The sequence below is a fragment of the Nonlabens xylanidelens genome, from assembly GCF_002934445.1.
Lineage (GTDB): Bacteria > Bacteroidota > Bacteroidia > Flavobacteriales > Flavobacteriaceae > Nonlabens > Nonlabens xylanidelens.
The window spans coordinates 424,580-450,188 of sequence record NZ_PTJE01000003.1; the positions used below are offsets into that span (position 1 = coordinate 424,580).

At 34.7% G+C, this 25,609-nt stretch carries 27 protein-coding genes; 8 read left to right on the top strand and 19 right to left on the bottom strand.

Features of this window, described 5'->3' with window-relative positions; genetic code table 11:
• Window positions 1-38: 38 nt before the first annotated feature.
• Window positions 39-2,504: a TonB-dependent receptor gene (locus LY01_RS09300; RefSeq protein ID WP_104515561.1), complete on the top strand. Its 2,466-nt coding sequence runs from the start codon at window positions 39-41 to the stop codon at window positions 2,502-2,504.
• Between the two features lie 19 nt (window positions 2,505-2,523).
• Window positions 2,524-3,075 carry a type 1 periplasmic binding fold superfamily protein gene (locus LY01_RS09305; RefSeq protein ID WP_245890678.1) on the top strand — a complete coding sequence of 184 codons (552 nt, stop codon included), beginning with the start codon at window positions 2,524-2,526 and terminating at the stop codon, window positions 3,073-3,075.
• Between the two features lie 120 nt (window positions 3,076-3,195).
• On the opposite strand, the gene LY01_RS15345 is transcribed toward LY01_RS09305, so the two are convergent.
• The 6 genes from LY01_RS15345 to LY01_RS09330 form a co-directional block, all read right to left on the bottom strand.
• Window positions 3,196-3,327, bottom strand: a complete 132-nt coding sequence (locus tag LY01_RS15345; protein ID WP_262497513.1) for a hypothetical protein — start codon at window positions 3,325-3,327, stop codon at window positions 3,196-3,198.
• A gap of 36 nt (window positions 3,328-3,363) precedes the next feature.
• Complete coding sequence (locus LY01_RS09310; RefSeq protein ID WP_104515563.1) at window positions 3,364-3,531, bottom strand: lmo0937 family membrane protein; 168 nt, start codon at window positions 3,529-3,531, stop codon at window positions 3,364-3,366.
• A gap of 171 nt (window positions 3,532-3,702) precedes the next feature.
• Entirely contained in the window at window positions 3,703-5,244 is a 1,542-nt protein-coding gene (locus tag LY01_RS09315; protein ID WP_104515564.1) for a cryptochrome/photolyase family protein, read from the bottom strand.
• Window positions 5,245-5,422: 178 nt separating this feature from the next.
• On the bottom strand, window positions 5,423-6,751 hold the full coding sequence (locus LY01_RS09320; protein ID WP_104515623.1) for a DASH family cryptochrome: 1,329 nt from the start codon (window positions 6,749-6,751) through the stop codon (window positions 5,423-5,425).
• Window positions 6,752-6,896: 145 nt separating this feature from the next.
• The gene (locus LY01_RS09325; RefSeq protein WP_104515565.1) at window positions 6,897-7,028 is read right to left on the bottom strand and encodes a DUF2256 domain-containing protein; all 132 of its coding nucleotides are present in this window, start codon (window positions 7,026-7,028) and stop codon (window positions 6,897-6,899) included.
• 3 nt (window positions 7,029-7,031) lie between these two features.
• Complete coding sequence (locus tag LY01_RS09330; protein WP_104515566.1) at window positions 7,032-7,667, bottom strand: flavin reductase family protein; 636 nt, start codon at window positions 7,665-7,667, stop codon at window positions 7,032-7,034.
• A gap of 84 nt (window positions 7,668-7,751) precedes the next feature.
• On the opposite strand from LY01_RS09330, the gene LY01_RS09335 reads away from it, so the two are divergent.
• The gene (locus LY01_RS09335; protein ID WP_104515567.1) at window positions 7,752-8,552 is read left to right on the top strand and encodes a class I SAM-dependent methyltransferase; all 801 of its coding nucleotides are present in this window, start codon (window positions 7,752-7,754) and stop codon (window positions 8,550-8,552) included.
• A 23-nt stretch (window positions 8,553-8,575) separates the two neighbouring features.
• Window positions 8,576-9,172: a hypothetical protein gene (locus tag LY01_RS09340; RefSeq protein ID WP_104515568.1), complete on the top strand. Its 597-nt coding sequence runs from the start codon at window positions 8,576-8,578 to the stop codon at window positions 9,170-9,172.
• A 69-nt stretch (window positions 9,173-9,241) separates the two neighbouring features.
• On the opposite strand, the gene LY01_RS09345 is transcribed toward LY01_RS09340, so the two are convergent.
• The 7 genes from LY01_RS09345 to LY01_RS09375 all read right to left on the bottom strand — a co-directional run bounded on the left by LY01_RS09345 (window position 9,242) and on the right by LY01_RS09375 (window position 17,235).
• Entirely contained in the window at window positions 9,242-9,568 is a 327-nt protein-coding gene (locus LY01_RS09345) for a YegP family protein (protein WP_104515569.1), read from the bottom strand.
• Between the two features lie 143 nt (window positions 9,569-9,711).
• Entirely contained in the window at window positions 9,712-12,138 is a 2,427-nt protein-coding gene (locus LY01_RS09350) for a TonB-dependent receptor domain-containing protein (protein WP_104515570.1), read from the bottom strand.
• The gene (locus LY01_RS09355) at window positions 12,119-13,510 is read right to left on the bottom strand and encodes an HTTM domain-containing protein (protein WP_104515571.1); all 1,392 of its coding nucleotides are present in this window, start codon (window positions 13,508-13,510) and stop codon (window positions 12,119-12,121) included. Before LY01_RS09355 ends, LY01_RS09350 begins: the two co-directional genes overlap by 20 nt.
• A gap of 56 nt (window positions 13,511-13,566) precedes the next feature.
• The gene (locus tag LY01_RS09360) at window positions 13,567-14,685 is read right to left on the bottom strand and encodes an imelysin family protein (protein ID WP_104515572.1); all 1,119 of its coding nucleotides are present in this window, start codon (window positions 14,683-14,685) and stop codon (window positions 13,567-13,569) included.
• Between the two features lie 150 nt (window positions 14,686-14,835).
• On the bottom strand, window positions 14,836-16,041 hold the full coding sequence (locus tag LY01_RS09365; protein WP_104515573.1) for a DUF4856 domain-containing protein: 1,206 nt from the start codon (window positions 16,039-16,041) through the stop codon (window positions 14,836-14,838).
• Window positions 16,042-16,328: 287 nt separating this feature from the next.
• Window positions 16,329-17,024, bottom strand: a complete 696-nt coding sequence (lipB, locus tag LY01_RS09370; RefSeq protein WP_104515574.1) for a lipoyl(octanoyl) transferase LipB — start codon at window positions 17,022-17,024, stop codon at window positions 16,329-16,331.
• Window positions 17,025-17,076: 52 nt separating this feature from the next.
• The gene (locus tag LY01_RS09375) at window positions 17,077-17,235 is read right to left on the bottom strand and encodes a YqaE/Pmp3 family membrane protein (protein WP_015362843.1); all 159 of its coding nucleotides are present in this window, start codon (window positions 17,233-17,235) and stop codon (window positions 17,077-17,079) included.
• Window positions 17,236-17,403: 168 nt separating this feature from the next.
• Between LY01_RS09375 and lysS the strand changes: the two genes are divergently transcribed.
• From lysS to LY01_RS09395, 4 genes are all read left to right on the top strand, one after another.
• On the top strand, window positions 17,404-19,095 hold the full coding sequence (gene lysS, locus LY01_RS09380; RefSeq protein WP_104515575.1) for a lysine--tRNA ligase: 1,692 nt from the start codon (window positions 17,404-17,406) through the stop codon (window positions 19,093-19,095).
• 214 nt (window positions 19,096-19,309) lie between these two features.
• Window positions 19,310-19,876, top strand: a complete 567-nt coding sequence (locus tag LY01_RS09385) for an OmpH family outer membrane protein (protein WP_104515624.1) — start codon at window positions 19,310-19,312, stop codon at window positions 19,874-19,876.
• Between the two features lie 143 nt (window positions 19,877-20,019).
• Window positions 20,020-20,442, top strand: a complete 423-nt coding sequence (locus tag LY01_RS09390; protein WP_104515576.1) for a guided entry of tail-anchored proteins factor 1 — start codon at window positions 20,020-20,022, stop codon at window positions 20,440-20,442.
• 131 nt (window positions 20,443-20,573) lie between these two features.
• A complete protein-coding gene (locus LY01_RS09395) occupies window positions 20,574-20,945 on the top strand; it encodes a hypothetical protein (RefSeq protein WP_104515577.1) in 372 nt (123 codons plus the stop codon).
• Window positions 20,946-21,012: 67 nt separating this feature from the next.
• On the opposite strand, the gene LY01_RS09400 is transcribed toward LY01_RS09395, so the two are convergent.
• From LY01_RS09400 to LY01_RS09425, 6 genes are all read right to left on the bottom strand, one after another.
• Window positions 21,013-21,510, bottom strand: a complete 498-nt coding sequence (locus LY01_RS09400) for a hypothetical protein (protein ID WP_104515578.1) — start codon at window positions 21,508-21,510, stop codon at window positions 21,013-21,015.
• The gene (locus tag LY01_RS09405) at window positions 21,507-22,043 is read right to left on the bottom strand and encodes a class I SAM-dependent methyltransferase (protein WP_211289289.1); all 537 of its coding nucleotides are present in this window, start codon (window positions 22,041-22,043) and stop codon (window positions 21,507-21,509) included. Before LY01_RS09405 ends, LY01_RS09400 begins: the two co-directional genes overlap by 4 nt.
• A gap of 100 nt (window positions 22,044-22,143) precedes the next feature.
• Window positions 22,144-23,436, bottom strand: coding sequence for a glutamate-1-semialdehyde 2,1-aminomutase (gene hemL / locus LY01_RS09410; protein WP_104515580.1), 1,293 nt, complete (start codon window positions 23,434-23,436; stop codon window positions 22,144-22,146).
• A gap of 13 nt (window positions 23,437-23,449) precedes the next feature.
• Window positions 23,450-24,295: a glucosaminidase domain-containing protein gene (locus LY01_RS09415; RefSeq protein ID WP_104515581.1), complete on the bottom strand. Its 846-nt coding sequence runs from the start codon at window positions 24,293-24,295 to the stop codon at window positions 23,450-23,452.
• On the bottom strand, window positions 24,279-25,226 hold the full coding sequence (locus tag LY01_RS09420) for a 1-aminocyclopropane-1-carboxylate deaminase/D-cysteine desulfhydrase (RefSeq protein ID WP_104515582.1): 948 nt from the start codon (window positions 25,224-25,226) through the stop codon (window positions 24,279-24,281). The genes LY01_RS09415 and LY01_RS09420 overlap by 17 nt, the downstream gene beginning before the upstream one ends.
• Window positions 25,219-25,560 (bottom strand): hypothetical protein, encoded by a 342-nt coding sequence (locus LY01_RS09425; RefSeq protein ID WP_104515583.1) that lies wholly within the window; start codon window positions 25,558-25,560, stop codon window positions 25,219-25,221. Before LY01_RS09425 ends, LY01_RS09420 begins: the two co-directional genes overlap by 8 nt.
• Window positions 25,561-25,609: the final 49 nt, after the last annotated feature.

Here is a 25,609-nt window from a genome sequence, read left to right on the forward strand (position 1 = left end):
CTAAGTCCTTACATAAAATAGTAATTTAAATACCCCTAATGTTTACGAAACAACTCGTGGCAATGGCTTTATTTATAAGCTTTTGTTACACAAATGCGCAAGATTGTGATCTTGTGCTCAAAGGAAAAATAGTAGATTTTCACGATTCACAACCTTTAGAACTTGCACAAATTTATGTAGTCCAACTACAAAAAACCTATACATCTACAGGTGATGGATCTTACCTCATACCAGACTTATGTCCAGGTATTTATGAATTAAGCGTATCTCACTTTGATTGTGAGATTAAGAAAGTATCTATTGAAATAGTTGCAAACAAAACTTTAAACATTGCTCTAGAACATCATGTAAATGATCTGGAACAAGTAAAAGTAATTGCAGACGTGCATGATAATCATGCTAGTACACAATCTAGCACCAGAATAAATAAGGAAACGATACAAACCTATAGTGGTGCTACCCTAGGCGATGCACTTTCTACTGTTGCAGGTGTCAGCTCTTTAAAAACTGGTAACAGCGTTGTAAAACCTATAGTTCATGGACTTTATGGTAGTCGTGTTGCTATTGTTAACGATGGCTTGCGACAGCAAGATCAAGAATGGGGCATCGAGCACGCACCTAATATAGACGTGAATACCGCCAGTAGTATTCAAGTGATAAAAGGAGCTAGTGCCTTGCGATATGGTGGTGATGCCATAGGCGGTACTATTCTTATAGAGCCTAGCCGCATTATATCAAAAGATACTTTGAATGGTCATGTAATTTTACAAGGTCAGACTAATGGTCGCGGCGGTACTGCAACCACTACAGTTAATAATTATAGACAGTCTGGATGGTACCAGCAAGCAACCCTAACTTATAAAAAACTTGGTGATTATGACGCGCCTAATTACGTACTTAGTAATACTGGTAGTGAGACAGCAGCAGCAAATCTAGCTTTAGGTTTTAAAAAATTTGAATACGGTGCTAGTTTAAAATACTCTTTTTACAACACAGAAATAGGAATATTAAGAGCCTCTCATATAGGTAATGCAAGTGATCTAGTACGTAGCATTAACTCTGGAGAGCCTACAGTTATTAATGATTTCACCCATGATATAGATGTACCTAAACAAGAGGTTGCTCATCACGGTATTCAACTTAATGCTTATAAAAGGTTTACTGGTTTAGGTAAATTGAGTTTAGACTATTCGTTTCAATTTAACAATCGTAAGGAATTTGATATAAGACGTGGTGATAACGCAGGTCGTGCATCTTTAGATATAGATCTACAGACTCAAAATGTAAGTCTTTATGGATTAATTGATCGATTTGAAAAGACCACCTATGAGGTAGGCATAAATTACATGAATCAAGTAAATAGTCCTGATTCTTCTACAGGAGTAAGAAGATTAATCCCAGATTACAATGCAAATAAAGCAGGAGCATTTGCTAGCGTTACTCATTTACCTTCAGAAAATTGGATTCTAGATGCTGGATTACGTTACGATTATTATAAAATAGATGCCGATAAGTTTTACCTGCAAAGCCGTTGGGAAGACTTAGGCTACGATCAACAATTTCCTGAATTTGAAGTAAATGAACAAGGAAATCAAATCCTTACTAACCCTCAATTTGATTATAACCTATTTGCATTTACAGCAGGTGCAAAGTATTTATTTGATGATCATTATGATCTTGCTATTAATTTGAGTACCGCAAACCGTGCTCCTAACCCTAGTGAATTATTCAGCGATGGATTGCATCATGCCCTTGCAACCATAGAATTAGGTAGACTGGATTTAAAGAAAGAACAATCCTTTAAAATCAATACCACTCTTCACGGTAATGTAGGTAAACTAGACTTTGAAATTAATCCATACATCAACCTAATAAATGACTATGTACAACTCGTACCTACAGGGCTAGAAACTACCACACGTGGCGCATTCCCTGTGTATCAATATGAACAGATAGACGCAAGACTTTATGGTATAGATGCTAGTGCGACCTATGATTTCTGGATTAAAAAAAGGTCTACAGAAATGAATACAACTTCTAACGAACTTGTTTATAATGCGGTAAAATTAATTAGTTTCAATACTAACTTCTCTTACATACATGGTACAGACTCTAATAGCGATGTGCCACTTATAGACATGCCGCCTGCACAATGGCAAAATCAATTGACATGGCACGATGCGTTAGTAAAAAACCTAGATTTTAAGCTTTCTAACCAGTTGGTGTTTCAACAAAATCGTTTTCCTGATAACAATTACGAAGTGAGTATTCCTAATGATCAAGGGGAATTAATCACCTCTACCGTAGATATTTCTAGCACACCAGATTCTTATAATTTATGGAATGCTGGTTTAAGTTACGCTTTCGCGAAAGCGAATACCAAAATAAATCTAACCGTAAACAACCTATTCAATACAAAATACAGAAATTATTTAAACCGACAGCGTTTTTATGCAGACGATGTGGGTAGAGATATTCAATTACAAATCCTTTATAACTTTTAAATTAAAAACAATGAAAACAATGAAAAATTCAATCCAAATTCTAGCCGCAGTAGCGTTACTTTCTATCGCATCATGTTCTGACGATGATGATGTAACAATTATCAATGAAGAAGAGCTTATCACAACTGTAGAACTAGAACTTACTAACCAAGCAGATGCTACTAACGTTGCTTTATTTAAATCAGTAGATAGTGATGGTGATGGACCTAACGCTCCTGTAATTACTATTACTGGTGCTGTAAATGCAAATGCTACTTATGATGGTACGGTGCGTTTTCTTAATGAATCTATAGCGCCTTCAGAAAATATTACTGAAGAGGTTATTGAAGAAGCAGATGAGCACGAGGTTTTTTATATCTCTACTCTTAGCGATGTTAGTATTGCAAAAATAGATGTAGATTCTAACGGTAACCCATTAGGTGTACAGACTACATTCCAAACTGGAGCTATAGGTACTGGTGTACTTAATGTAGTATTACGTCACGAGCCTACAAAACCTAATGACAACACTTTATCTGGTGCAGGTGGTGAGTCAGACGTTGAGGTTGCTTTTACTTTTGAAGTAGAGTAATTTTAACTAGATACTAGATAGATAACAGCCATATTTATCTAGTTTAAAATAGTGAATAGATTTATTGCATAAAAAAACCGCTCTTTACAGAGCGGTTTTTAAATTTATAGCGGTAGAAAATTAATCTACTGCATCTTCTATATCATCAGCGACATCTTCTACCTTGTCCCCTAGTGTTTTTTCTTCTCTACAGCTTACCGTTCCTAAAGTGAACATTGCTGCTATTGCGATAACTACAAATTTCTTGATCATAATAATTTAGTTTAGTTAGGTTAATTTAAGTTGTTATTATAGAGGCTTTCTACCTGAAATAATATTTATTAGTACGACGATTACAGCAATTACAAGTAAAATGTGAATTAATCCACTCTCTCCCATTCCGCCGCCTATGCCTACTAGACCTAGTACCCAAATGATTACACAAATTACTGCTACTAGCCAAAGTATACTTCTCATAATATTTCTTTTTTATTGGTTCGATACAAATGTAGGAATAGTCTGAGCTTACCTTTGTTAACAAAATAGCAATTCACCATAGTTTAACAGATTATCGTAAGTTATTCATAAAATAACGACACTTATACACCTATAAACATCGTTTTTATATAAAAAGCATAATAATACACCTTAATACCTCTCTGGATGAGCAATCACATCTTTAGCACGTGACTGGTGTTTCTCCAACAACTCTGGATCCATTTTTTTAAGTAAAGCCATCATCATATTCATACGTTGATTGCCTTTAAAATGTTCTTTTTTCTCTTCAAGAAAATTCCAATAAAGAGAATTAAAAGGACAAGCATCTTCTTCGCCCTTCTTTTTAGAAACCTTATAAGCACAACCTTTACAATAGTTACTCATTTTATTGATATAACTACCGCTACTTACATAAGGTTTAGTGGCAACCAGTCCACCGTCTGCCCATTGTGACATACCTCTCGTGTTAGTAATCTCTACCCATTCTATGGCGTCAATGTAGATTCCTAGATACCACTCATCCACATAACTAGGATCAGTCATGGTGAGCAAGGCATAATTACCAGTTACCATTAATCGCTGTATGTGGTGGGCATAGGCATTATCTAATGAATTATTAATAGAGTGTTTTAAACAATTCATTTTAGTCTCTCCTGTCCAATAAAATTCTGGGAGTTTATTTCTATTCTCTAATTTATTCTTAGTTTGATATCCAGGCATGTAACTCCAGTACATACCGCGCATGTATTCTCGCCAGCCTAGAATTTGCCTGATAAAACCTTCTACTTGTGAGATGTCTATTTGTGGTGTTCCGCTTTCGCGAAAGCGAGATAAAACAGTCTTAATTACCTCTAGCGGAGAAAGTAATTTACAATTCATCGCAAAGCTCAACCTAGAATGGAATAAGTAATCTTGATCGGTATGCATCGCATCTTGAAAATCTCCAAAATGAACTAATAAATACTCACAAAAATAATTTAAAACGTCCAGCCCATCTTGTCTAGTTGTAGGCCAATTGAAATTATTAGCATCGATGCGACCTATAGTTTTAACACCTTCTCTTTTCAGTAAATCTGTTATTTCAGTTACTTCTTTTCTAAAGCCTCTTTCATGTGGTATGGCAGTTTTCTCGTCCCATTTTTTACGATTGCTCTGGTCATAATTCCATTTACCACCTTCTGGTTCTTTATCGCCTTCTATCATGATGTCGTATTTCTTGCGCATATCGCGATAGAAATACTCCATAGTCCAGCGCTTTTTCCCTTCAAAGAATTTTTCTACATCTTTTCTTTTAGTTAAAAAATGCTCGCTGTCATAACCCTGCCATTCTATTTCTAAGGATTTACAAAAATCACGTAATTGCTGGTCCAGTCGCCACTCATCTGGTGCGAGGTATTCAAATTTTTCAATCTTATGTTCTTTAATAAGCTTATTTAGATTTTCTATTAAATCCTGAGTATTGTCTTTATGATCTAATTGATAATAAACACTTTGCCAACCACGATCATTAATCCACTCATTAAAATCACGCATCGCCATAAAAAAGGCAACCACTTTCTGAATATGGTGCGTTACATAATCTGTTTCCTGACGCATCTCTGCCATGAAATAAATCACGTGTTCTTGATCTTCTTGAAACCAAGAGTGCTGGTGATTCAATTGATCTCCTAATATTAATCGTAGTGTTTTCATGGTAGTTTATCTATTAAGTTTATTGTCAAGCCATCACAAAATGGAACTACATTAGTATATACCAAGTTTTTAAACTTAAATCAAAACCTGAATTAAAAAAATAGTCAAATTAAAAGTCTATTAACTAATCTGTTTTTAAAGTCAAAAATTTATGAGATTCCCTTGCTAATTTTCAATTTTAAAATAACCCTTCTTGCAACCACAGTCGTTGAAATTTTCCATCACTATCATAACGGCTGGCTTGCAACTGGATATTAAATGTTCTATTTCTAGGGTCATTTCCTACACCGCTATTATACATCCAGTTGCCATAATTAGAATGCACGTCATAATCGATGAGAATGTGCTCAAAGTAGGCTGCTCCTATTCTCCAATCTTGTTCTCTGTGCATGGACCAGTAGCTGGCAACATTTTGCCTACCGCGATTACTCATCCATCCTGTTGTGGACAGCTCTTTCATATTTGCATTTACAAAAGCCTCATGTGTAGTACCATTGATCCATTTATCCAGCTCTCGTAAACTAGATTTCCATTCATATTCCTTCTGTAAAATACCACCTAACATGAAAATCTGACTTTCATGTTTAAGGGATACAAACTTGAAAAAATCTCTCCATATCAATTCAAAGATTAACCAGTAGGTATCTTGATTCTTTTTGATCTCTTTTTCAAATCGTTGTACGTCGTGATAAATCTGTCGTGCAGATATACAACCTATCGCTAGCCACGCACTGAATTTGCTGCTGTAATCTATACCTAGAAGTCCATTTCTAGTCTTTTTATAGTATTGAAGTTTTTTAGTTTGCCAGAAATAATGGTCGAGTCGTTCCCAGGCAGCAGTCTCGCCACCTTGCCATGGAAAAGCACTGCGAGTGTCTTTTTTAAAATCTTCTAGTCCTAAGTCTTTTAAAGTAGGTATTTGAGTTTCTTCAATTTGTGGTTTTACTTGAGTATAACCGTCTATACCGACTAATTCTCTAACCGTAGATTGCTTCTCACACTTCTTGCGGAATTCAGTAAAAACACGCGGTATTTGATTCCAACTCTCAAAAGGTACATCTTCTGGATGAAATAAAAATTGATCGTAAACACGATGTCCTTTTACCTGATTTTTAAGTCCTGCTTTTTCTATGGCTTTACCTAGGTCTTCTTCTTGTTGCAATTCATCTCGAGTCCATTCCTTTTGTAAATAGATGTTTTTAATATCGAGTTTATCGATTAAATCTGGAATAACCTGAGCAGGCGAAGCATGAAAAACTAATAATGGAATATTGTATTTATCTAAATTGACTCTTAAATCTTCTACGGCTTCTCTTATAAATTGCGCTCTATACTTACCTGTCTTACCAAATGGCAATTCTATATCTAGATCATATTTACTGTTCTCGTAAAAATTAGGATCAAAGAAATAAACGCCTATTACGGCACCATCATTCTCACAAGCAGCTTTTAAACTTTGATTATCTTGTACTCTTAAGTCGTTTCTAAACCAAACTAAATTATTCATACGGTATAAATTAAAATCTAAACTTAAATTTAAACTCAAAAGAAATATTTTGAATTCAAATCTTTCTTATCTGTCAAGCCTTCGCAGGGCGGCTTAGTTAAATTCTATCTCAATGTATTTTTTACATCATCGACATATTAACAAATCACTTATTAGAGCTACATTTTTTACTGCAATATTTTACTGTCTCCCAATTCTTCTCCCATTTTTTGCGCCATGTAAAATCACGATTACAGACAGGACAGGTTTTAGTAGGTAAATTGTGTTGATTGCGCATGGACTATAATTCCGTTAATTTTTTACCTACCTGAGCGTATGAAAGTCTCTTATCTACTTGTGCTGTGGCATAACCATCTAATCCATTAATAGTAACTGTACCAGCTTTTCCTAGATCTAACCATCCATCTTGTGACTGGATCTCTTCTTTAAAAAAGATATCTGTGATTTTACAAATTACTAGAATGCAATTATTCTCTTCTAGAGGGTATTCATTCACATACTCGGCAGCAATTTGAACTGGAGATTCTTTTACAAATGGAGCGTTAAAACCATCTCTTTCTGACAGCTCTATGTTTAATTCTTCAAATTCTGAAATACTTGCATCATACTTAGCACTAGATTGATGTGCACGTTCTACAAGAGTTCTACTCACATGATTAAGCGTGATTTCACCAGTCTCTTTAAGATTATAATAGGTATGTCCCACACCATGACCTAGCGGTCTTTGGACAAAACTAAATAAGGCTGGATCGCTACCTAGATGTGTTACACTGCTAAAAATAGCCACATTATTCACACCATCTTTTGATCGCGTCGCAAGCAAGTTGGCGCTTTTAAAACCAGTAATACTATTTACAAGATTACCTCTATAAATGCGCTCGTAACTTTTAAGTTCTTGTTGGTCTATGTGTTTCATTTGTTTAACTTATCAGCTCAAAGGTAAAACAAAACAACCTCGGTAGCTGTTTTTTAACTGTTTAAACTTTCCTAAATTGCTATCATGGATTTACAGAAAGCATTTGAGACCAATAAAGAAACCTGGAATAAAAAGACAGAGATTCATTATGAGAGTGATTTTTATGATAAGTACGCTTTCGCGAAAGCGAGAAACTCATTAAACTCTTATGAATTAAACGCTCTAGGAGATGTAACCGGCAAGAGTTTACTGCATCTGCAATGTCATTTTGGCCAGGACTCTTTAAGCTGGGTCAACAAAGGTGCACAAGTAACCGCTGTGGACCTATCTGACAAGGCAGTCGATAGGGCTAAAAAACTGAGCGCCGAACTAGAACTGCCAGCTAAATTTGTGTGTTGTAATGTATTAGAAACCTCGCAATATGTAAAAGAGCAATTTGACATAGTATTTGCTAGTTATGGAACTATAGGCTGGTTGCCCGATTTAAAACCATGGGCACAAATGATTGCAGAACGTTTAAAACCTGGAGGCGTTTTTTACTTAGTGGAATTTCATCCTATATTATGGATGGTAGACTATACAGAAGAAGAGCCTTCTTTAAAATATCATTATGCACAAAATGAAGCTATCTACGAAGAATATCCAGGCACATATGCCGACCAAAAATCTGAGATGATCTCTAAAGAATACGGCTGGAATCATTCTTTAAGTGAAGTTATTCAATCCTTGATAAATGCAGGATTAACACTAGAACTGTTTGCCGAGCATGATGGCAGTCCATACAACGTATTCCCTGATATGGAATTAAGAGAAGACGGACTTTATTACATTAAAGATGGTTTGAGCCCAACTTTATTTGAAGTAAAAGTTAGGAAAGGTGAATGATAATTAATCATTAAAACTAAGCAATGAAAAATAGAAACTTGATCGCTATTTTTAGTTTATTTCTTACTCTGTTCACGTCGCTGCAATCTTTTTCACAAACAGAAGAAGATTATAGATCACTTATTTCGATAACGATAGATAGATTTGAAAAAGAAAATTTGCGAATTTATAAGAAATTTGAAAACAATTCTTTACTTGAAAAATTAGATGTTTCTTTTTCTAAAAAATTTGATGAAGTAAAGGTTCGTTTAGAGAAGAATAAGAATGATTCTTTAACTGAAAATGTTTATCTATTTGATATCGTGTTGAGTGACACATTACTAGTTAATGTAGGTGGTATTAAAGTTAATTATAATTCTACAGCAGAAAAACTCGAAAAAACCAATGGTGAAAAAATTAAACGTTATGTAAAATCTGATTTTATAAAACGTAAAACAAATGAAAATCATGCATCTCTTTCTTTCCCCTTGCTTTCCTCGACTGGAACTAAAGCTATAATTTATGTACTAGTCAAAAACACGGTTTCAACTACTCAACTCCACCTCTTAGAATTTGAAAAAACCGACAACAAATGGATATTCTTAAAATCTGATATCATTTCATGGACTAGAGGATGTTAAATTAAATAATCAAAAAAAATCCCTTTTCAATTAAAATTGAAAAGGGATTTTTTTTAACCTAGAATAGTTCTAAGACTCTACCACCTTTGCTTCAGGCGCATTTTTCATAACGCTCTCGATTCCGTTATCTCTAGCGGCTTCAGAGTTATACATCTCGCTTTTACCTATTACCTGACCGTTAGTTGCAGTAAGGTTAAAATAAGGCTGATCTGATTTGCTAACTCCATTTACAAAGCGTTTTTCATCTTGAGAATTCTTACGTACCGATTCTATACCATTATCTCTAGCAGCTTTGGTCGTATAACCTTCACTAGCAAGAATAGTCTGACCGTTAGATGCTTTAAGTCTAAAACGGAACTCTCCTGACTTATTTTTATATATTTCAAATTTTCCCATGTCTGTATTTTTAATGAATAGCTAAAGGTAGTAAAAAGTAAAAGTTGTTTTGAGGTTTTAGCTTATTCTTCTCTACTCTACAAACTTTTCCTAAATCTTAAATCAGACAGGTTCTAGCTATTTAGATCTTAACTTTTAGATACCTAGATTTTTATCTCTAGCGTCATGTAATAATTACGGTTAGGCGACGGTATGATTCCTGGTCCTGGATAACCAGTTGCTCTTCTTGTGAAGTAAGCGTTATCGAGCACATTATTGATTCCTGCTTCTAACTTAAATCGCTTATTAAACTTATAAGAGGTAGAAAAATCCATGATATCATAAGATGGTATAGAACCTATTACACCACTTAAATTACCGTCTACAGCATTTGTAGCATCTGTAAATTGCTCTGATAGATAAGAGTATTGAAGGCTGGCAAGAAAGTTCTTATACCCAAATTTCAAACCTGTCTTAAAATTAAATTCTGGTATAAATTCTACCTTATTACCTTCTACCCCATTCTCTTCAGAACTGGTGTATTCAGAACTTAAAACAGATGTATTAAAAAACAGATTAAACACATAGTCTGTATCATTAATAAGTAATTTATTCAAATTAAAATCTACCAGACTCTCTAGTCCATAAATAAAAGCGTCACCTACATTACCTCTCTCACTTTTTACACGACCGTCAGACACGATCTGTCTAAAACCTATGCGGTCTTGATATACTAGTGCAAATACACTCGCGTCATAGGATACAAAATCTTTATAATTACCACGAGCACCTACATCTGCTGTAAAGCCTTTTTCATCATCAATATCTGGATTGATCTCAAAAGCTGGATTTGCCGTGCTTATATCTGTATAAGTAACAGATCGGTAGTTTTGAGATATGTTTCCATAAAACTCTAAAGATTTATTTGCTTTATAACTAGACCCTAAACCCAGTAATACAAATGTTCTATCATTGACACGATTCTCATCAACACGTTCATTAAAAATGACATTTCCAGCAGCATCTGTTCTTATTTCTCTAGAGAAACCATCACTTTCTGTTTTTATATATTCCAGTCTAAAACCAGGAGTAATAGATAGTTTATCATTCAGGTAAATGATATTCTCACCAAAAAGAGAAACATTTAAATTAGGATACACAAATTCATTTTGATTAGGATAATTAGGAAATTCTTCTGTTTGAAAATCAAAGTTGGCATCACTACCGTCACTTCCAGGACCTTGCTGGCTCGTATTATCTGCCTTATAGAATTTAGAACCTATCAAGAAAATTGATTTTTTTCCAGCTAGCTCATAATTACTTAAGAAACGAGCCTCTGCACCAAAGTTGTTGAACTCTCCTTTTATTAAATCACGCTCTGTTCCTGGATCTACTTGGTCTACTCTATTGGTTCTAAAACCTAAAGCATTTCTTTGTGCATCGAGTCCAAAGGCACTAAAAGTAAATTTAGTATCCTCAGAAAAATCATGAGAAAAAGTAACGTTATAAAGCAACCAGTCTACTTCAAACCAGTTGCGCTCTCTATTACTTTGAAAAGGATCTTCTTGAAACTGATTATCATTTAAACCACCAGCCTGTTGCGCTAGGTAATTCAGGTAAGTAACCTCGGCAGTTACTTTAGTTTTCTTATTAAATTGATAACCTACATGAGCATAAGCATTCTTTGATTCAAAACCAGAATTAGGTCTAAAACCATCACCACGCTTATAATTAAAAAAGGTATAATAACTCCACTTACCAGCTGTACCGCTAAGACTAGAGAAATTAGTATACAGACCGTTACTTCCTACCGTGTTGCGAGTTATAAACTCAATAGGCTGAGTAGCATTAGGCTTTTTAATAACAAAGTTTACTAACCCACCGAATTGTGTTCCATATTGTAAAGAAGCCGCTCCACGTATAATCTGTATGCTACCTAAAGCCTCTGTAGGTGGTGCATAATAACTTTCTGGATAACCTAAAACATCTGCACTGATGTCATAACCATTCTGACGTGTGTTAAAATTCGCTGTTCTATTAGGGTCCAGTCCACGACCACCTATATTGAGCTGTAAACCTGCATCGTCATTTTGATAAATATTAAGCCCAGCTACTTGATTGTAAATTTGTCTCGCATTGTTAGTGGCTAGGTTTGCCGTAGAGTTTGTTATAAGGACAACTTCTGTCTTTTTACCGGCATAAATCGCCGTTCCTTCTACATCTTTTAAACGTTCTATCTGGAATATTTTTTCCTTTCTAGCCGTTATTTCTATAGCCGTTAATTGTTCAGATAGTTCCTTTAATTTAAAATTATGAACAGCATCGCTAGATATAGAAAGAGTGGTTTCCAGCACGTCATATTCATAAGTAAAGAAAACTAGAGTAAGAGCTGTTTTTTGAGTCTCAAAACGGTAATTACCACTTGCGTCTGTAGTCGCGAGTACACCAGCATCTTTATCATAAATATCCACATCATTAATAGCAACACCAGTTACAGCATCGGTTACTTTTCCAGATATTTGAAATTGTGCTATCGCACTGCAGCTCACTAATAGAGCTATTATTATAAAACTATAATCCTTTAATCTCATCGTTGAATGGTAAAATCCAGCTTTTATGCTGGAATGATTCTTTAATCGCGTACAAATTTACCGCTTTATCTACGTACGGCTGGCTTAATCTTCCATTAAGAGCTACATAACTATCCACATAAACTGCCACGTTCTTATGACCTTGTTTTGTAAAATGATCTCCTAAAAAGTGAGCGTACTGTAAAATAAAGTCTGGCTGATAACTCATTTGCTTTTCTTGAAATGGAGTTAAGAAGTCGCTGTTTTGTACATAAAATGACTTCCCATCTTCATCAACTATTTTAAACTGAGCGCTTCCCATTTTTTCCATAAGCATGACGCGCCATGAAAATCTGTATCCTTCTTCTGTCCAGAATAACTCTCCTGGATAGGCTAGATAACGCCAGGGCAATAGTAATTGTAAAGCAAAGAAAACTCCTAAAACTGGTAAAATGAATCGCTTGTATTTAAGTTCCATTGCTTTTTTGGGTATTCGCTTTCGCGAAAGCGGAATAAAAAACCTCTTTAATGGTAACAACAGTCTTCTTATATAACTAATGATTCTTTCATGCAGTCCAGAATCAAAAAAGATAAGTGCGCTTACTATCATGACAAATGGGAACATACCGATAGGAAATAAAACACGCGTCAACACATGAAAAATCACCACGGCTGCAAATGCGACAATTCTTGTTCTTTTATATAAAAGTAAAAATGGTATAAATAAATCGTACAACATTCCCGACCAGCTGAAGGCATAGTGCACCCATTCTAGTTGCATGAGGTCTCCTAATAGTGGTATGTCATATTTTGAAGGCAACCATATTTTTAAAGGCATAGCTTTTATGAGCCAGTCGCTATTCAATTTGGCCAGACCTGCATAGAAATAAACTACTCCTAGAAGTAATTTTATACTATCTATAGTCCATTGAGGTATTTGAGGAGTTTGTTTTTTCCCATCTTTTGCAACAGTATTGCCTAAAGTATCTATGGAAAAATAACGTGCTGCTGGTAAAAAAAAGAGTAAAAAACTTAATGCACTTATAAAGTAATAATGGTTGAGATAGGTAGTTTTATCCATCAACTCGATGTAGGTAAAACTAAGAAAAAACACTAGCATAGATATACGGTATTTATAACCTAAGGCTACAAATAATGCTGCCAGTCCACAAAGTGCAAAAATCAAATAGGTCGCATTACCTAGAGGCTGCACCCAACTGAACCCATAATAACTAAAATGAAATTGTGGTTCTATATATAAAGTATTGATCCAGCCATGAGCTGCAAATCTTATAATACTATATAACATCATGACCCCAAAACCAATACGGAAAACCGCCAGTGGCGCCGCAGATGTTGTCCTATTTAAATATGTATGAATTTTTGATTTCATTCCAAAAAAAAGGTTGCCACAAAGATGGGCAACCTTTTTTAAATATTAGTTATCGATTAGTCACCGTCTGCATCTACAAAGTCAACACTTATATTTAGTGTTTGTAACATATCTATTTTAAATAAAACAGTAGCAACTTGCAACTCGTCATAAGTTCTAGTCATTAATGTGTTATCTGTATTTACTTGATTTGCAAAATTATCATCCAGTACATTCATTTGTGCTCTTGCTGCTGCTAGTTGGTTATTTATAGCAGTGGTAAGATCTGAAGTACCATTATTAGTTCTTAATTCTGTCACATAACTTGCATAACTAAGCCCTGTTGTAGTTCCGTTATAAGCTCTACCATTAAAGAAATCATCTACGGCTTGTAAACCTTCTAGAGCAAGCTCTTTAGAAAATTCTTTACTATAAAGACCTTCTACTCTATCTGCTAGAGGTGTAGTAGAAAATACTCCTGCAGGTATACCTACTTTATTAGCTCTCAGTCCTTTTTCATAATAAAAGATAAAATCATTTATCAATAAGTTTACTGAACTAGTCACTGTATTACCTGTGCTATTAACAAATGTATCTCTATAAGAACCTGTCCAGTCGCTTAAAACCGTAGTGGTTAATGCATCCATTTGATCTATGACATCACTTAGATATTGCTGGTGTGAAGCCGCAGAAAAATCGGTAGAATAGTAGTTAAGTATATCAACATCGTTATTTGCCGTACCATATAATAAGTAATCTACAGCAGGAAAACCTACTGCGTCATTATTATTAGGGCTTGTTAAATCATAAGATGCACTTGCAATGTTATTTTGGATATCAGTCACATTTGTAGGATAAACATTCATCTGGAAAGAATATAAAATCTCTTCTGCCCTACCTATGTTAAACATCTCCACATATTGCCATGTCATGTAAGCATCTAGCCACTTTTCTCTTAGCTCATCTAGGTTAGCCTGGTTAGGCGTTGCGATAAAAAGATCTTTAGAAGTTTTAAGCGAATTCAAGTCGTCACTTAAATCTTGTAATGCTGGGATAATAATATTATCGGCTGCATTTTCTAGCAAAGCTTTTCTATCAAAGCTGTCTGTAGTTGTTACTCCATCATCTTCAGACTCACTACATGATCCTATAGCGATCGCTGCAAAAAGCACTAATACTAAGTTTCTTAACTTCATTTTTTAATTTTAAAAAGTTTGCAAATTTAAGATGGTAGTCGGGAATATGACTCATTAACAACACCAACTTAATGTTAATCTTTTAATCCAGAAAAATTTCAAAACTGCCCGAGGGCAATTTTGAAATTTTTCATTGGCTAATTATGACTTTTAGTCTGCTGCTTGTGCAGTAGTAAAAGTAAATCTTGCAGAAATCTCATCAGAGATTCTGTCTAGAGTTGCTGTATCTACATCCCAAAAACCGTTACCAGTCATTAATTCTGTAAGGTAAGCATCTACTTCAGTTTTTGTGAAGTAAGGTTGAGTAGTACCAGGCTGTCTAGTAAACTGTAAGCTGTATATAAAACCATAAGCTTCAGAAAGTGCATGGAATGCTCTTGCAGGGTCTGCTGTTAAGTTTCCTTTACCACTTTGAAGATAAAACACAGCTCTTACTGCTGGTATCATTGATATATTTTCTTTAATAATATTTGCTTGCTCATCTCTTAAATCATAATCACCTTCTACTATCGCAGCACGACCTAATTTAAAAGCGTCATATATAGTTGCAGCAATACCTGTAAAGTCGCTATCACCTTCTACACGGTCTAGATATTCACTTAAAAAGCTATCTTGATCTAGAACTGGTGCAGTAGCATCTGCCTCAGCACCGTATAGGTAACCAAAAGCCTCGTCCCACTTATGTTCCATAGTAGTATAGTTCTTACCAGATTCAAGAACAGCGTTATCATTATCAACTCTATTATCTCCTGCATCAAGAACAGCTGGACTTAAGTAGTTATTAAGAATTTGATCTGTCATTAGTGCACCTAGAAGACCTTTGGCAAACGCTTGATCATATTCTAGACCTTTTGCATTTACATATCTTACTGTACCACCACCAGCTTGTTGAATCTGTCCTGCAACACCAGCTGCAGCATTAGAATTCCATACTGGAAATACATCGTTTACTTGAGAAGAGATAAAACCATCAAAATCTGCTTTGATAGCTGCTGCAACAGTTGTGTTTGCAAAGAAAAAATCTGCACTCGCTGCTACTTTAATACGTACACTTTTATCAGATGCGTTTAAATCTGCATCAGTAAAATCACTTGCTCCTTCTATATGAGCAAACATATTATCTAATTGTGTTTCTGTAAGTGCTGTATTTTTAAAACCAGACTTAATTTCTTCGGCCATTGCGATTCTAGTAGACTGTCCAGAATAACTTACCGTTGTAGCACTATTTCTTTGGAAAGAATAAGTTGCAGGAGTTTCAACAGCGATAGTTGCCACGTCATCATCACTATCACAAGATGTGAATAATGTAGCTGTAATAGCTGCGATAGATAAAATAGATATTTTGGTAATTCTCATTTTAGGTTTATTTAGACTTGATATAAATAATTACTTGTTTACGAGCGCAAAGATAAAACCCTTATTTAGATTAAATAAACATAAGTGATTCTTTTATCAATTGTTATTACTTATAATAAGCATCCGTACTATTGATAAAATATATAGAATGATTCTAAATAGAATAAAATAAACACATAAGAACCTTATTACTAAACATGTAATAAGTAATTGATAGATTAAAAATATGTATGATGTATATGTGTTCTCGCTTTCGCGAAAGCGGAATGATCAAAAAAATAACTCTCTTAAACTAACTCTGCTTCAAAAAGCTCTACAAAGTATTGTTGAATTTTAGCCTTCACCTCTTCCATATCAACCTCCCTTTTAAGTTCTGCAGCAAGAGACGTAACCGCCTTATCTTCTATACCACAAGGAATGATGTGATCAAAGTAACCCAAATTAGTATTTACATTAAATGCAAAGCCATGCATGGTCACCCAGCGACTAGCCCTTACACCTAGTGCACAAATCTTGCGTGCAAATGGAGTTCCTACGTCTAGCCATACACCTGTCTCACCATCGCTGCGTTCTCCTTTAAGTCCGTAGTCGGCTAGAATTTTAATAAACACCTCTTCTAAAAAGCGCAGATATTTATGGATGTCGGTAAAGAAATTATCTAGATCTAGAATAGGGTAACCGGTAATCTGTCCAGGTCCATGATAGGTAATATCACCACCACGATTAATTTTATAAAAGGTCGCTCCTATATTTTTAAGTAAACCCTCGTTTGCTAGTAGATTTTCTAAGTCGCCACTTTTACCTAATGTATACACATGGTCATGCTCTACAAATAGTAAATGATTTTGAGTCTCTAGACCAGCTTCTTCTCTCCTATTCTTGATTTTAGTATCGAGAATATCTTTAAAGAGTTGCTCCTGGTAGTCCCAAGTTTCTTTATAATCCTTGCGTCCTAGATCTTGAAAATTTACTTTCTTATTCATGTTGCAAAGGTAAAAGTAAGTAATCAGTTTACCTTATAGTAAGAGATAGTATTTACCTATCAGGATTATTCAAAATAATCAATGCCGCAATTACTCCAGGAATCCAACCTAGTAGTGTCAACAAGAATACTATAATTATAGAACCGCAGCCTTTACCTATAACAGCTAGTGGTGGAAAAATGATGGCCAAAATAACGCGCCAAATACTCATACTTTAAAGTCTTTTAATTAATGGTAAGCAACCATGTACATATTAACGTCTAGCAAATTATCAAAAAGTCGTGTTAATAAGAGCTGCCTATATAAAAGACTTACAGAATTCTATTTTGTTACACGGTTATACCAAGTTATCTTTGCAAGCTTAATTCAAATAAACATTATGCAACTTTCTGAACAAGAAATCGTACGCCGTGAGAAACTCGGCAAGCTGCGCGAGATGGGAATAGATCCTTATCCAGCGGCACTTTATCCAGTAGATAATACGTCTAAAAAGATTAAAGCCGATTTCCAGGAAGGTAAACAGGTAGTAATCGCTGGTCGATTAATGCGTAAGAAGATTCAAGGGAAAGCCTCTTTTGGTGAGATTCAAGATGCAGACGGTCGTATTCAAGTATATTTTAACCGCGACGAGATATGTCCTGGTGATGATAAATCTATGTATAATGACGTGTTTAAAAAGTTACTGGACCTAGGAGATTTTATAGGTATTAAAGGAGAGCTTTTTAAAACACAAGTAGGTGAGATTACGGTTAATATTAAAGAATATACTTTATTAAGTAAATCTTTAAAACCATTACCACTACCTAAAACAGATGCTGAAGGAAAGACTTATGACGAGTTTAATGATCCTGAAATGCGTTACAGACAGCGCTATGCTGACCTTGCTGTAAACCCACACGTTAAAGAGGTTTTTATTAAAAGAACTAAACTTTTTAATGCTATGCGATCGTTCTTTAACGACCGCGAATATTTTGAGGTAGAGACTCCTATTTTACAACCTATTCCAGGTGGAGCGTCTGCACGTCCATTTATAACACACCACAACTCTCTAGACATGCCTCTTTATATGCGTATCGCAAATGAGCTGTATTTAAAGAGACTTATAGTAGGTGGTTTTGATGGTGTTTATGAATTCAGTAAAAACTTCCGTAATGAAGGAATGGATCGTACACACAATCCAGAATTTACTGCCATGGAAATCTATGTAGCCTATAAAGACTACAACTGGATGATGGATTTTACAGAAAAGTTATTAGAAAACTGTGCTGTAAAAGTAAATGGGGCAACGACGAGCCAATTTGGTGAGCATACTATAGAATGGAAAGCGCCTTACCCTAGAGTAACCATGCGCCAGTCTATCATTGATTTTACTGGGTTTGATATCCATGGAAAAAGTGAAGAAGAGTTGTTCGCTTTCGCGAAAGCGGAAGGAATAGAAGTAGATGCAACCATGGGTAAAGGAAAGCTTATCGATGAGATTTTTGGAGAAAAATGTGAAGGACAGTACATACAACCTACTTTTATCACAGACTATCCTAAAGAAATGTCACCGTTATGTAAGCAACATCGTGATAATCCTGAATTAACAGAGCGTTTTGAATTAATGGTTTGTGGTAAAGAGATAGCAAATGCATACTCTGAGTTAAATGACCCTATTGATCAAAGAGAACGTTTTGAAGCACAATTAAAACTAGCAGATCGTGGTGATGACGAGGCTATGTTTATAGATCAAGATTTCTTGAGAGCTCTAGAATATGGAATGCCTCCTACCTCAGGATTAGGAATAGGTATGGACCGTTTGATCATGTATCTTACAAACAACCCTTCTATACAAGAAGTACTTTTCTTCCCTCAAATGAAGCCAGAAAACACAACAAGTGTAGAGCTTAACGAAGATGAAAAACACGTTTTTGAACTACTTTCTAAGTCTGGTAAAATTGAGCTAGCTGCTCTTAAAGATCAAGCTGGTTTAAGTGGTAAGAAATGGGACAAATCTATTAAAGGACTTACAGGTAAAAAAGTCGCAAAGGTTTCTAAAACTGAAGACGGACTTTTTGTAGAAGTAGTTTAAAACTTCACTACTCCATTTAAAACCTGCTGATTTAAATAAATCAGCAGGTTTTTTTTTGATTTTTTTTTCAGAAGCTCTTAAATTATATTTAATTCTAAAAAGACTTCTTAAATAAGTTTTTTGAAGCTTTTAATAAAATACACTTGATCATGATCCATGACGTTGTTTTAGATAATTAATATGAATACATTTGGCAAAATTTAAAAAACCACAAATGAAAAAATTTATCGCCCTAGCAGTTATTTTAATAGGCGCAGCATCTTGTCAAGAATCTCAAAAAATAGCATTTGTAGACAGTGAAAAAGTCTATGAAGAATATCAAGAAAAAATTGACCTTGAAGCAGTAATAATAAAGAAACAAGAAGATTTTAAAAAGAAGACAGATAGTCTAGGAATGGCTTACCAAATGGAAGCAGCACCTATGCAGGCAAAATTTAGTAGACTAAGCCAGCAGCAGCAACTAAACAATCCTGAGATAGTAGCATTTAGTCAAAAATGGCAAATGGTAGAGTCTCAAATGAAGGCTCAAGAGCAAAGTATGCAAGAGCAACTAGACAAAGATTTAAAAGAACTAAATACTCATGTAGAAGAGTTTATTGCATCTCATGCAAAAAAGAACAATTACTCTTTTGTATTCGGTAAAAATAACTCTGGCGGATTAGTTTATGGAAATGAAGCTAGTGATATTACTGAAACCGTAATCACAGAATTAAATAAAGCTTATAACAGTGAAGGTGATTCAAAAACGACAAGTTCTGAGACATCAACAAAAACTGATTAATCTGATCAAAACTGATCATTATCAACAGTTTACATATTGTTTAAATTATAAAGTCATGCCCAGTGCATGACTTTTTTTTGTGCTTTCATTAAACCTTATTGAAAATATCATGTCATAGAATTGTAACATTAAAACATAAACACATGAAAAAGATATTGTTTTTATTAGCTATTTTAAGTGTAGGAATTACACAAGCTAACAACGGAAAAAAAGATCGTACTCCAGAGCAAATTGCTTCTATACAATCTAAGAAAATGACTCTAGTTTTAGACCTAGACTCTAAACAACAATCTCAAGTTGAAAAACTATTATTAGTAGAAGCGAAAGATCGCAAGTCTAATAAAATGAAAAGAGAAGACAGAGAAAAACTTACTGAAGAACAAAGGTTCACAAAGTCTGAAGCTGCTCTTGAAAAAAAGATTGCCATGAAACGTGAAATGAAAAGCATTCTTAATGCTGATCAATATGCTAAATGGGAAAAGATGATGGCAAAGCGATCTAAAGGAAAAAAAAGAGGTGGCAAGCACAGAAAAGGACAAGATGAAAAAAGAGGAAATCGTAACTAGTCAATCTTAAAGTAATTAACTAACAACGTATTACTTTCCCTTTTTACTAAAGCTGGATTCTTAATTGAGTCCAGCTTTTTATTTTATTATCCAAATAAATTCTTATTTTTAGAAACTAGAAAACACCCATCATGAAAAAAGTATTATTTATTGCGGCTGTTCTTGCCAGTTCTGTGACGTTTGCACAACAAGAAATAAGCCCAGCACAACAAGAATTAAGTAGAAAAACTACTGCTAGAGTCCAAGATTTTAATTCTAAAATGGATGCTAAAGTTGATAAGATTATGGATATTACTAATTTAGAAAGTGATAAACGCAGTCAACTGAGTGAAATAGTCACTACTAAAGAAAGTAGACTAGATCGCCTTGCTCGTGAAGGAAAAGAAGCTACTGATGTTCAAGGTAGAAAAAACGACATCATGAATGCGTATCAAACACAATTAAAACAACTTTTAGGTGATTCTAAATACAATTTACTACAAAGTAAAGTAAGCCCTAAATAGTTACTATTTTATAAGCATAAAAAAACCGCTCTTTTCAAGAGCGGTTTTTTTATGCTTTAATTTTAAATTACATAGTATGGGCAAGATAAACGACTCCATAAGAAAAACTACAAAGCACCACTTCCTTATTCCACGTTTTTAAAATATCAAACTTGCTTGTGTTCAAAGGAGTTAAAAGACCCAAAAACCAAAAGAGTAAAGAAAGTCCGATATCCCAAAAATCAAAATGTCCGTTTGTAATCCCAGTATATTGTAACAGCTCCATACCTACACAAAAGACTAAAGGAAGAAAGTATAAAAAGATTTTCTGATCTCTAATTTTAAAAAACAAATTCTTAGAAGTGAGTGTAATAGTAAATATCCATAATGCCTCAGGTAAAGAATAAACAATTAATTCTGGCAGTGGCATTGCGGTTCTAACTGTAGATTTAATCGCCGTAAAAGATTCTTGTGTAAACAGATAGATCCATAATTGATTTATGAGTGTGTAGTCCGTTCTATAAAAGGTATAGATAAACAATGCAATAAACATTGTAATAGCGATTAAAAAATTTCTTTTAATCATGGCTTTTTATAGATCAACAGTTTAAAATATCGCAGTCTACTAAAATGTATTTGTTCCTTGAGCTCTATTTTTTTTAAAGCTTTTAAATCCTTTAAGTAAAAAGCAGATTTGAAATGAAAAATAGGAGAAAACAATTGAAAAGCACGATCTATATATCCCAAAAAGTTATTGGGTGTAAAATGATTGAGTAGTATTAAAGAGCCATCTTTTTTTAAAACACGACAGCATTCTTCTAGCATTTTTTCTGGATGCTCTACCACAGCAATTACATGAGATAGAACAATATAATCAAAGCAATGATCTTCAAATTCTAGTTGCTCACCACTCATATGCAACAATTGCATTTCTTGCGTTGCATAATCAATAGCCTTAGAAAGCATGCTCTTAGAGGTATCTATACCTATAAGAGCATGCTTTTTATAAAGTCCTAAATGAGTTCCATTTCCTACTCCTATTTCTAACAACTTACCATGATCTAGTAAATTTATCTCTTCAAATAATCGGCGTTTTTGAGGCCGCAAGAATACATCCACAATGGGATATAGTTTAGAAAACCTATCGTAGAATTTTATGGAAGATGTACTCAAAATTAAGAATAGTATTTGTTGTTATTCTGCTTTCGCGAAAGCAAAATTACCATCCTGCAACCACTTCTCTACTCGCTTCTATAGTCTTGTCTAGGTCTTCATAACTCAATGCGTCATTTAAGAAGTAAGATTCAAAAGCACTAGGAGGCAAATAAATACCGTGGTCTAGTAATCCATGGAAATATTTTTTAAACCACTCATTATTACCTGTCGCTGCACTTGCAAAATCCACCACTTCTTGATCTGTAAAATGAACAGACATCATTGAACCGATACGGTTAATTTTATAATCCATTCCTTTTTCAGAAAGAACAGTATCAATTCCTTTATGCAGATATTCTGTCTTTGCAGCTAGATTATCATAAACACTAGGGTTGTTATTTAAATAAGTCAACATCGCAAGACCAGCACTCATCGCTAGCGGATTACCACTTAAAGTACCTGCCTGATAAACTGGACCTAATGGTGCTAGATGATTCATAATTTCTTGTTTCGCAGCAAATGCACCTACTGGTAAACCACCACCTATTACTTTTCCATAAGTAACAATATCTGCTTTTACACCAGTAATTTCTTGAGCGCCACCACGAGCTAGTCTGAAACCAGTCATTACCTCATCAAAAATAAATAATGCTTCATGCTCATCACATAAAGATCTTATACCTTCTAGAAAACCTTCTTTCGGCAATACACAACCCATGTTACCTGCAATAGGCTCAATAATGACACAGGCTATTTCACCTTTATTTTGCTTAAATATATCTGCAACTTGTTCTAAATTATTATAGTCTGCAAGTAGAGTGTCTTTTGCAGTTCCTTGAGTAACACCTGGACTGTTAGGGCTACCGAAAGTTACCGCACCACTACCTGCTTGTATTAAGAAAGAATCACTATGACCATGATAACACCCAGCAAATTTAATAATCTTATCACGTCCTGTATAACCACGCGCTAGTCGTACAGCACTCATACAAGCTTCTGTACCAGAGTTAACCATTCTTATTTGGTCTACATTAGGCGCCATAGATACGGCTAGCTTTGCTATTTCAGTCTCAATAGCAGTAGGCATTCCATAAGAAGTACCTTTTTCTGTAGCTTTAATTACTGCCTCAACAACTGGTTCAAAAGCGTGACCCAAAATCATAGGTCCCCATGATGCGATGTAATCTATAATCTGGTGTCCATCTTCTGTTTGTAAATACGCACCTTTTGCACGCTCTACAAATACAGGGTCTCCACCTACCGCATTAAACGCACGCACTGGAGAGTTGACTCCACCTGGAATATATTTTTTTGCTTCTTGAAAAAGCGCACTACTTCTTTGATATATAAATGACATGAAAAATGTATAATTATTTAACGATAAGTGCTTGACCTACACTTAGCACGTTAGTTTTTAATTTATTAAGTTTTTTAAGCTTATCAACAGTTGTATTGTACCTCTTAGACACACTGTATAAGGTATCTCCTTTAACAACTACATGTTGCTTTGTAAATCCAGATGTATTGTTTTCTTTTACCTCTTCTATAACTCTAGGCTTCTCATCTACAGCTTTACCTAAAGCAATATTATCATATTGATACAATTCATATCTCTCGATAAGACTTATTAATTTTTGAGGATACCTCTTATCTGTAGCATATCCTGCTTTTCTTAAACCTCTAGCCCATCCTTTATAATCGTCCTGATCTAGTTCAAAAAGACCTGCATATCTTTTACGGTCTTTTAAAAATAAGGAGTGATCGCGATAAGAATAACTCGCATCGTTATACGTACGGAAACATTCTTGATCTTCATCATCATCGTGATAGATGCGACCACCAGTCCAGCCCGTATGGCATTTGATACCGAAGTGATTATTTGCCTCTACAGCTAGTCTACCGTTTCCAGAGCCACTTTCTAATACTCCTTGCGCTAGTGTAATACTAGCAGGTATTTTATAAAGTTTCATTTCCTTCATTGCGATATCCTTAAAATCGTCTATGTAGTTAGCAACTTTATCTTTACTACGTGGGCTTGTGGTAGTAGTTACTTTATCTTCATCATCTGTAACAACTACTGGTGTTGTTTTATCAGCTGTGCTTGATGTTGTAGTCGTTTTAGGTTTTGTTGTTCTTACGCTCTTTTTTGATCCACATGAGGTAAGTAGCATTCCTGCTACCATTAAAGAGCAAAGTAGTCTATAGTTGGTTTTCATAGCTTATCTTAAGACGTCGTTTTTTTTCTAACACTTTGTTATATCCAGTGATAGATTGTAAACCACCAGTATGAATGGCTAAAATACGAGTTTTCCCATTGATAACGCTACTCTCCACCATTTGTTCTATGCCGTACATCATTTTTGCGGTATAAATAGGTTCTAGTGGTATTCCGCTTTCGCGAAAGCGGATATTCATATAATCAATCAATCGATCATCTGACTTTGCATAACCACCAAAAGCGATTTCATCAATCACCTCAAATTCTTTTCCATGGGTATACTTTTCAATTTCAGATCGCATAAAATCTCCCTTTAAGGCAGAGAATACCATCACTTTTTGATGCGGCGCAGCACTGTTTATGATTCCAGCAGCTGTACCACCAGTTCCTGCAGCAACACAAATGATATCATAATTCTCTTTATCGCTTTCTGTAAGAATCTCTTGTGTTCCTTTTACAGCAAGCTCATTAGTACCACCTTCTGGAATGTTGTAAAAATTACCGAATAAGACTTTCATTTCTTCCAGAAACAAATCTGTTTCTTTATCTCTATATTTCTCGCGCGTGACAAAATGAAATTTCATTCCATCTACATGCGCTTGTCTTAAAGTAGCATTTCCAGCAAGTGTTTTATTGAGGTCTGCTCCTAACTCTTCACCACGGATAATACCTATGACCTTAATCCCTAGCAATTTACCTGCAGCTGCTGTAGCTGCTATGTGGTTAGAAAAAGCACCACCATAAGTAAGAATGGTATCCTGACCTAATTCTTGCGCCTGTAGAAGATTGTATTTTAATTTACGTAATTTATTACCAGACACTTCTTTATGTAATAAATCATCTCTCTTCATGTCCATCTCTATGTCTAGATCTCGATAAGATTTAAACCTCTCATTAACGGAATCTTGAGATTTAAAAAGTCTATTCATGCGCATACTTCTTACCATAGAATTTAAAAAAGGATAACAACTTTCTCTCTTTTAAATAATCTAAATTACTTTCATTTAAATAAGCTTCTCTTTCAAATACTATGTTTCTATAAGCCTTATGATGGTTCATATATCGCATGAGATTAAATAGGTAATCGAGACCATACCATAAATAAAAAAATACGACTAATAATTCCTTTTGTTGAACGGCGTGAATGTTCTCATGATTCATAAAAACAGCATCCGTCAATTTACTTTTATTACTTACTAGTAAAAAAGGCCACAGCGTCATGCCGCTATATTTTTTAAGATATTTTGATTTTAAAGGAATCATATCGCAAAGTTATTGAATTAGCTTGTGCTATCGTAAATCCTAAGAAATC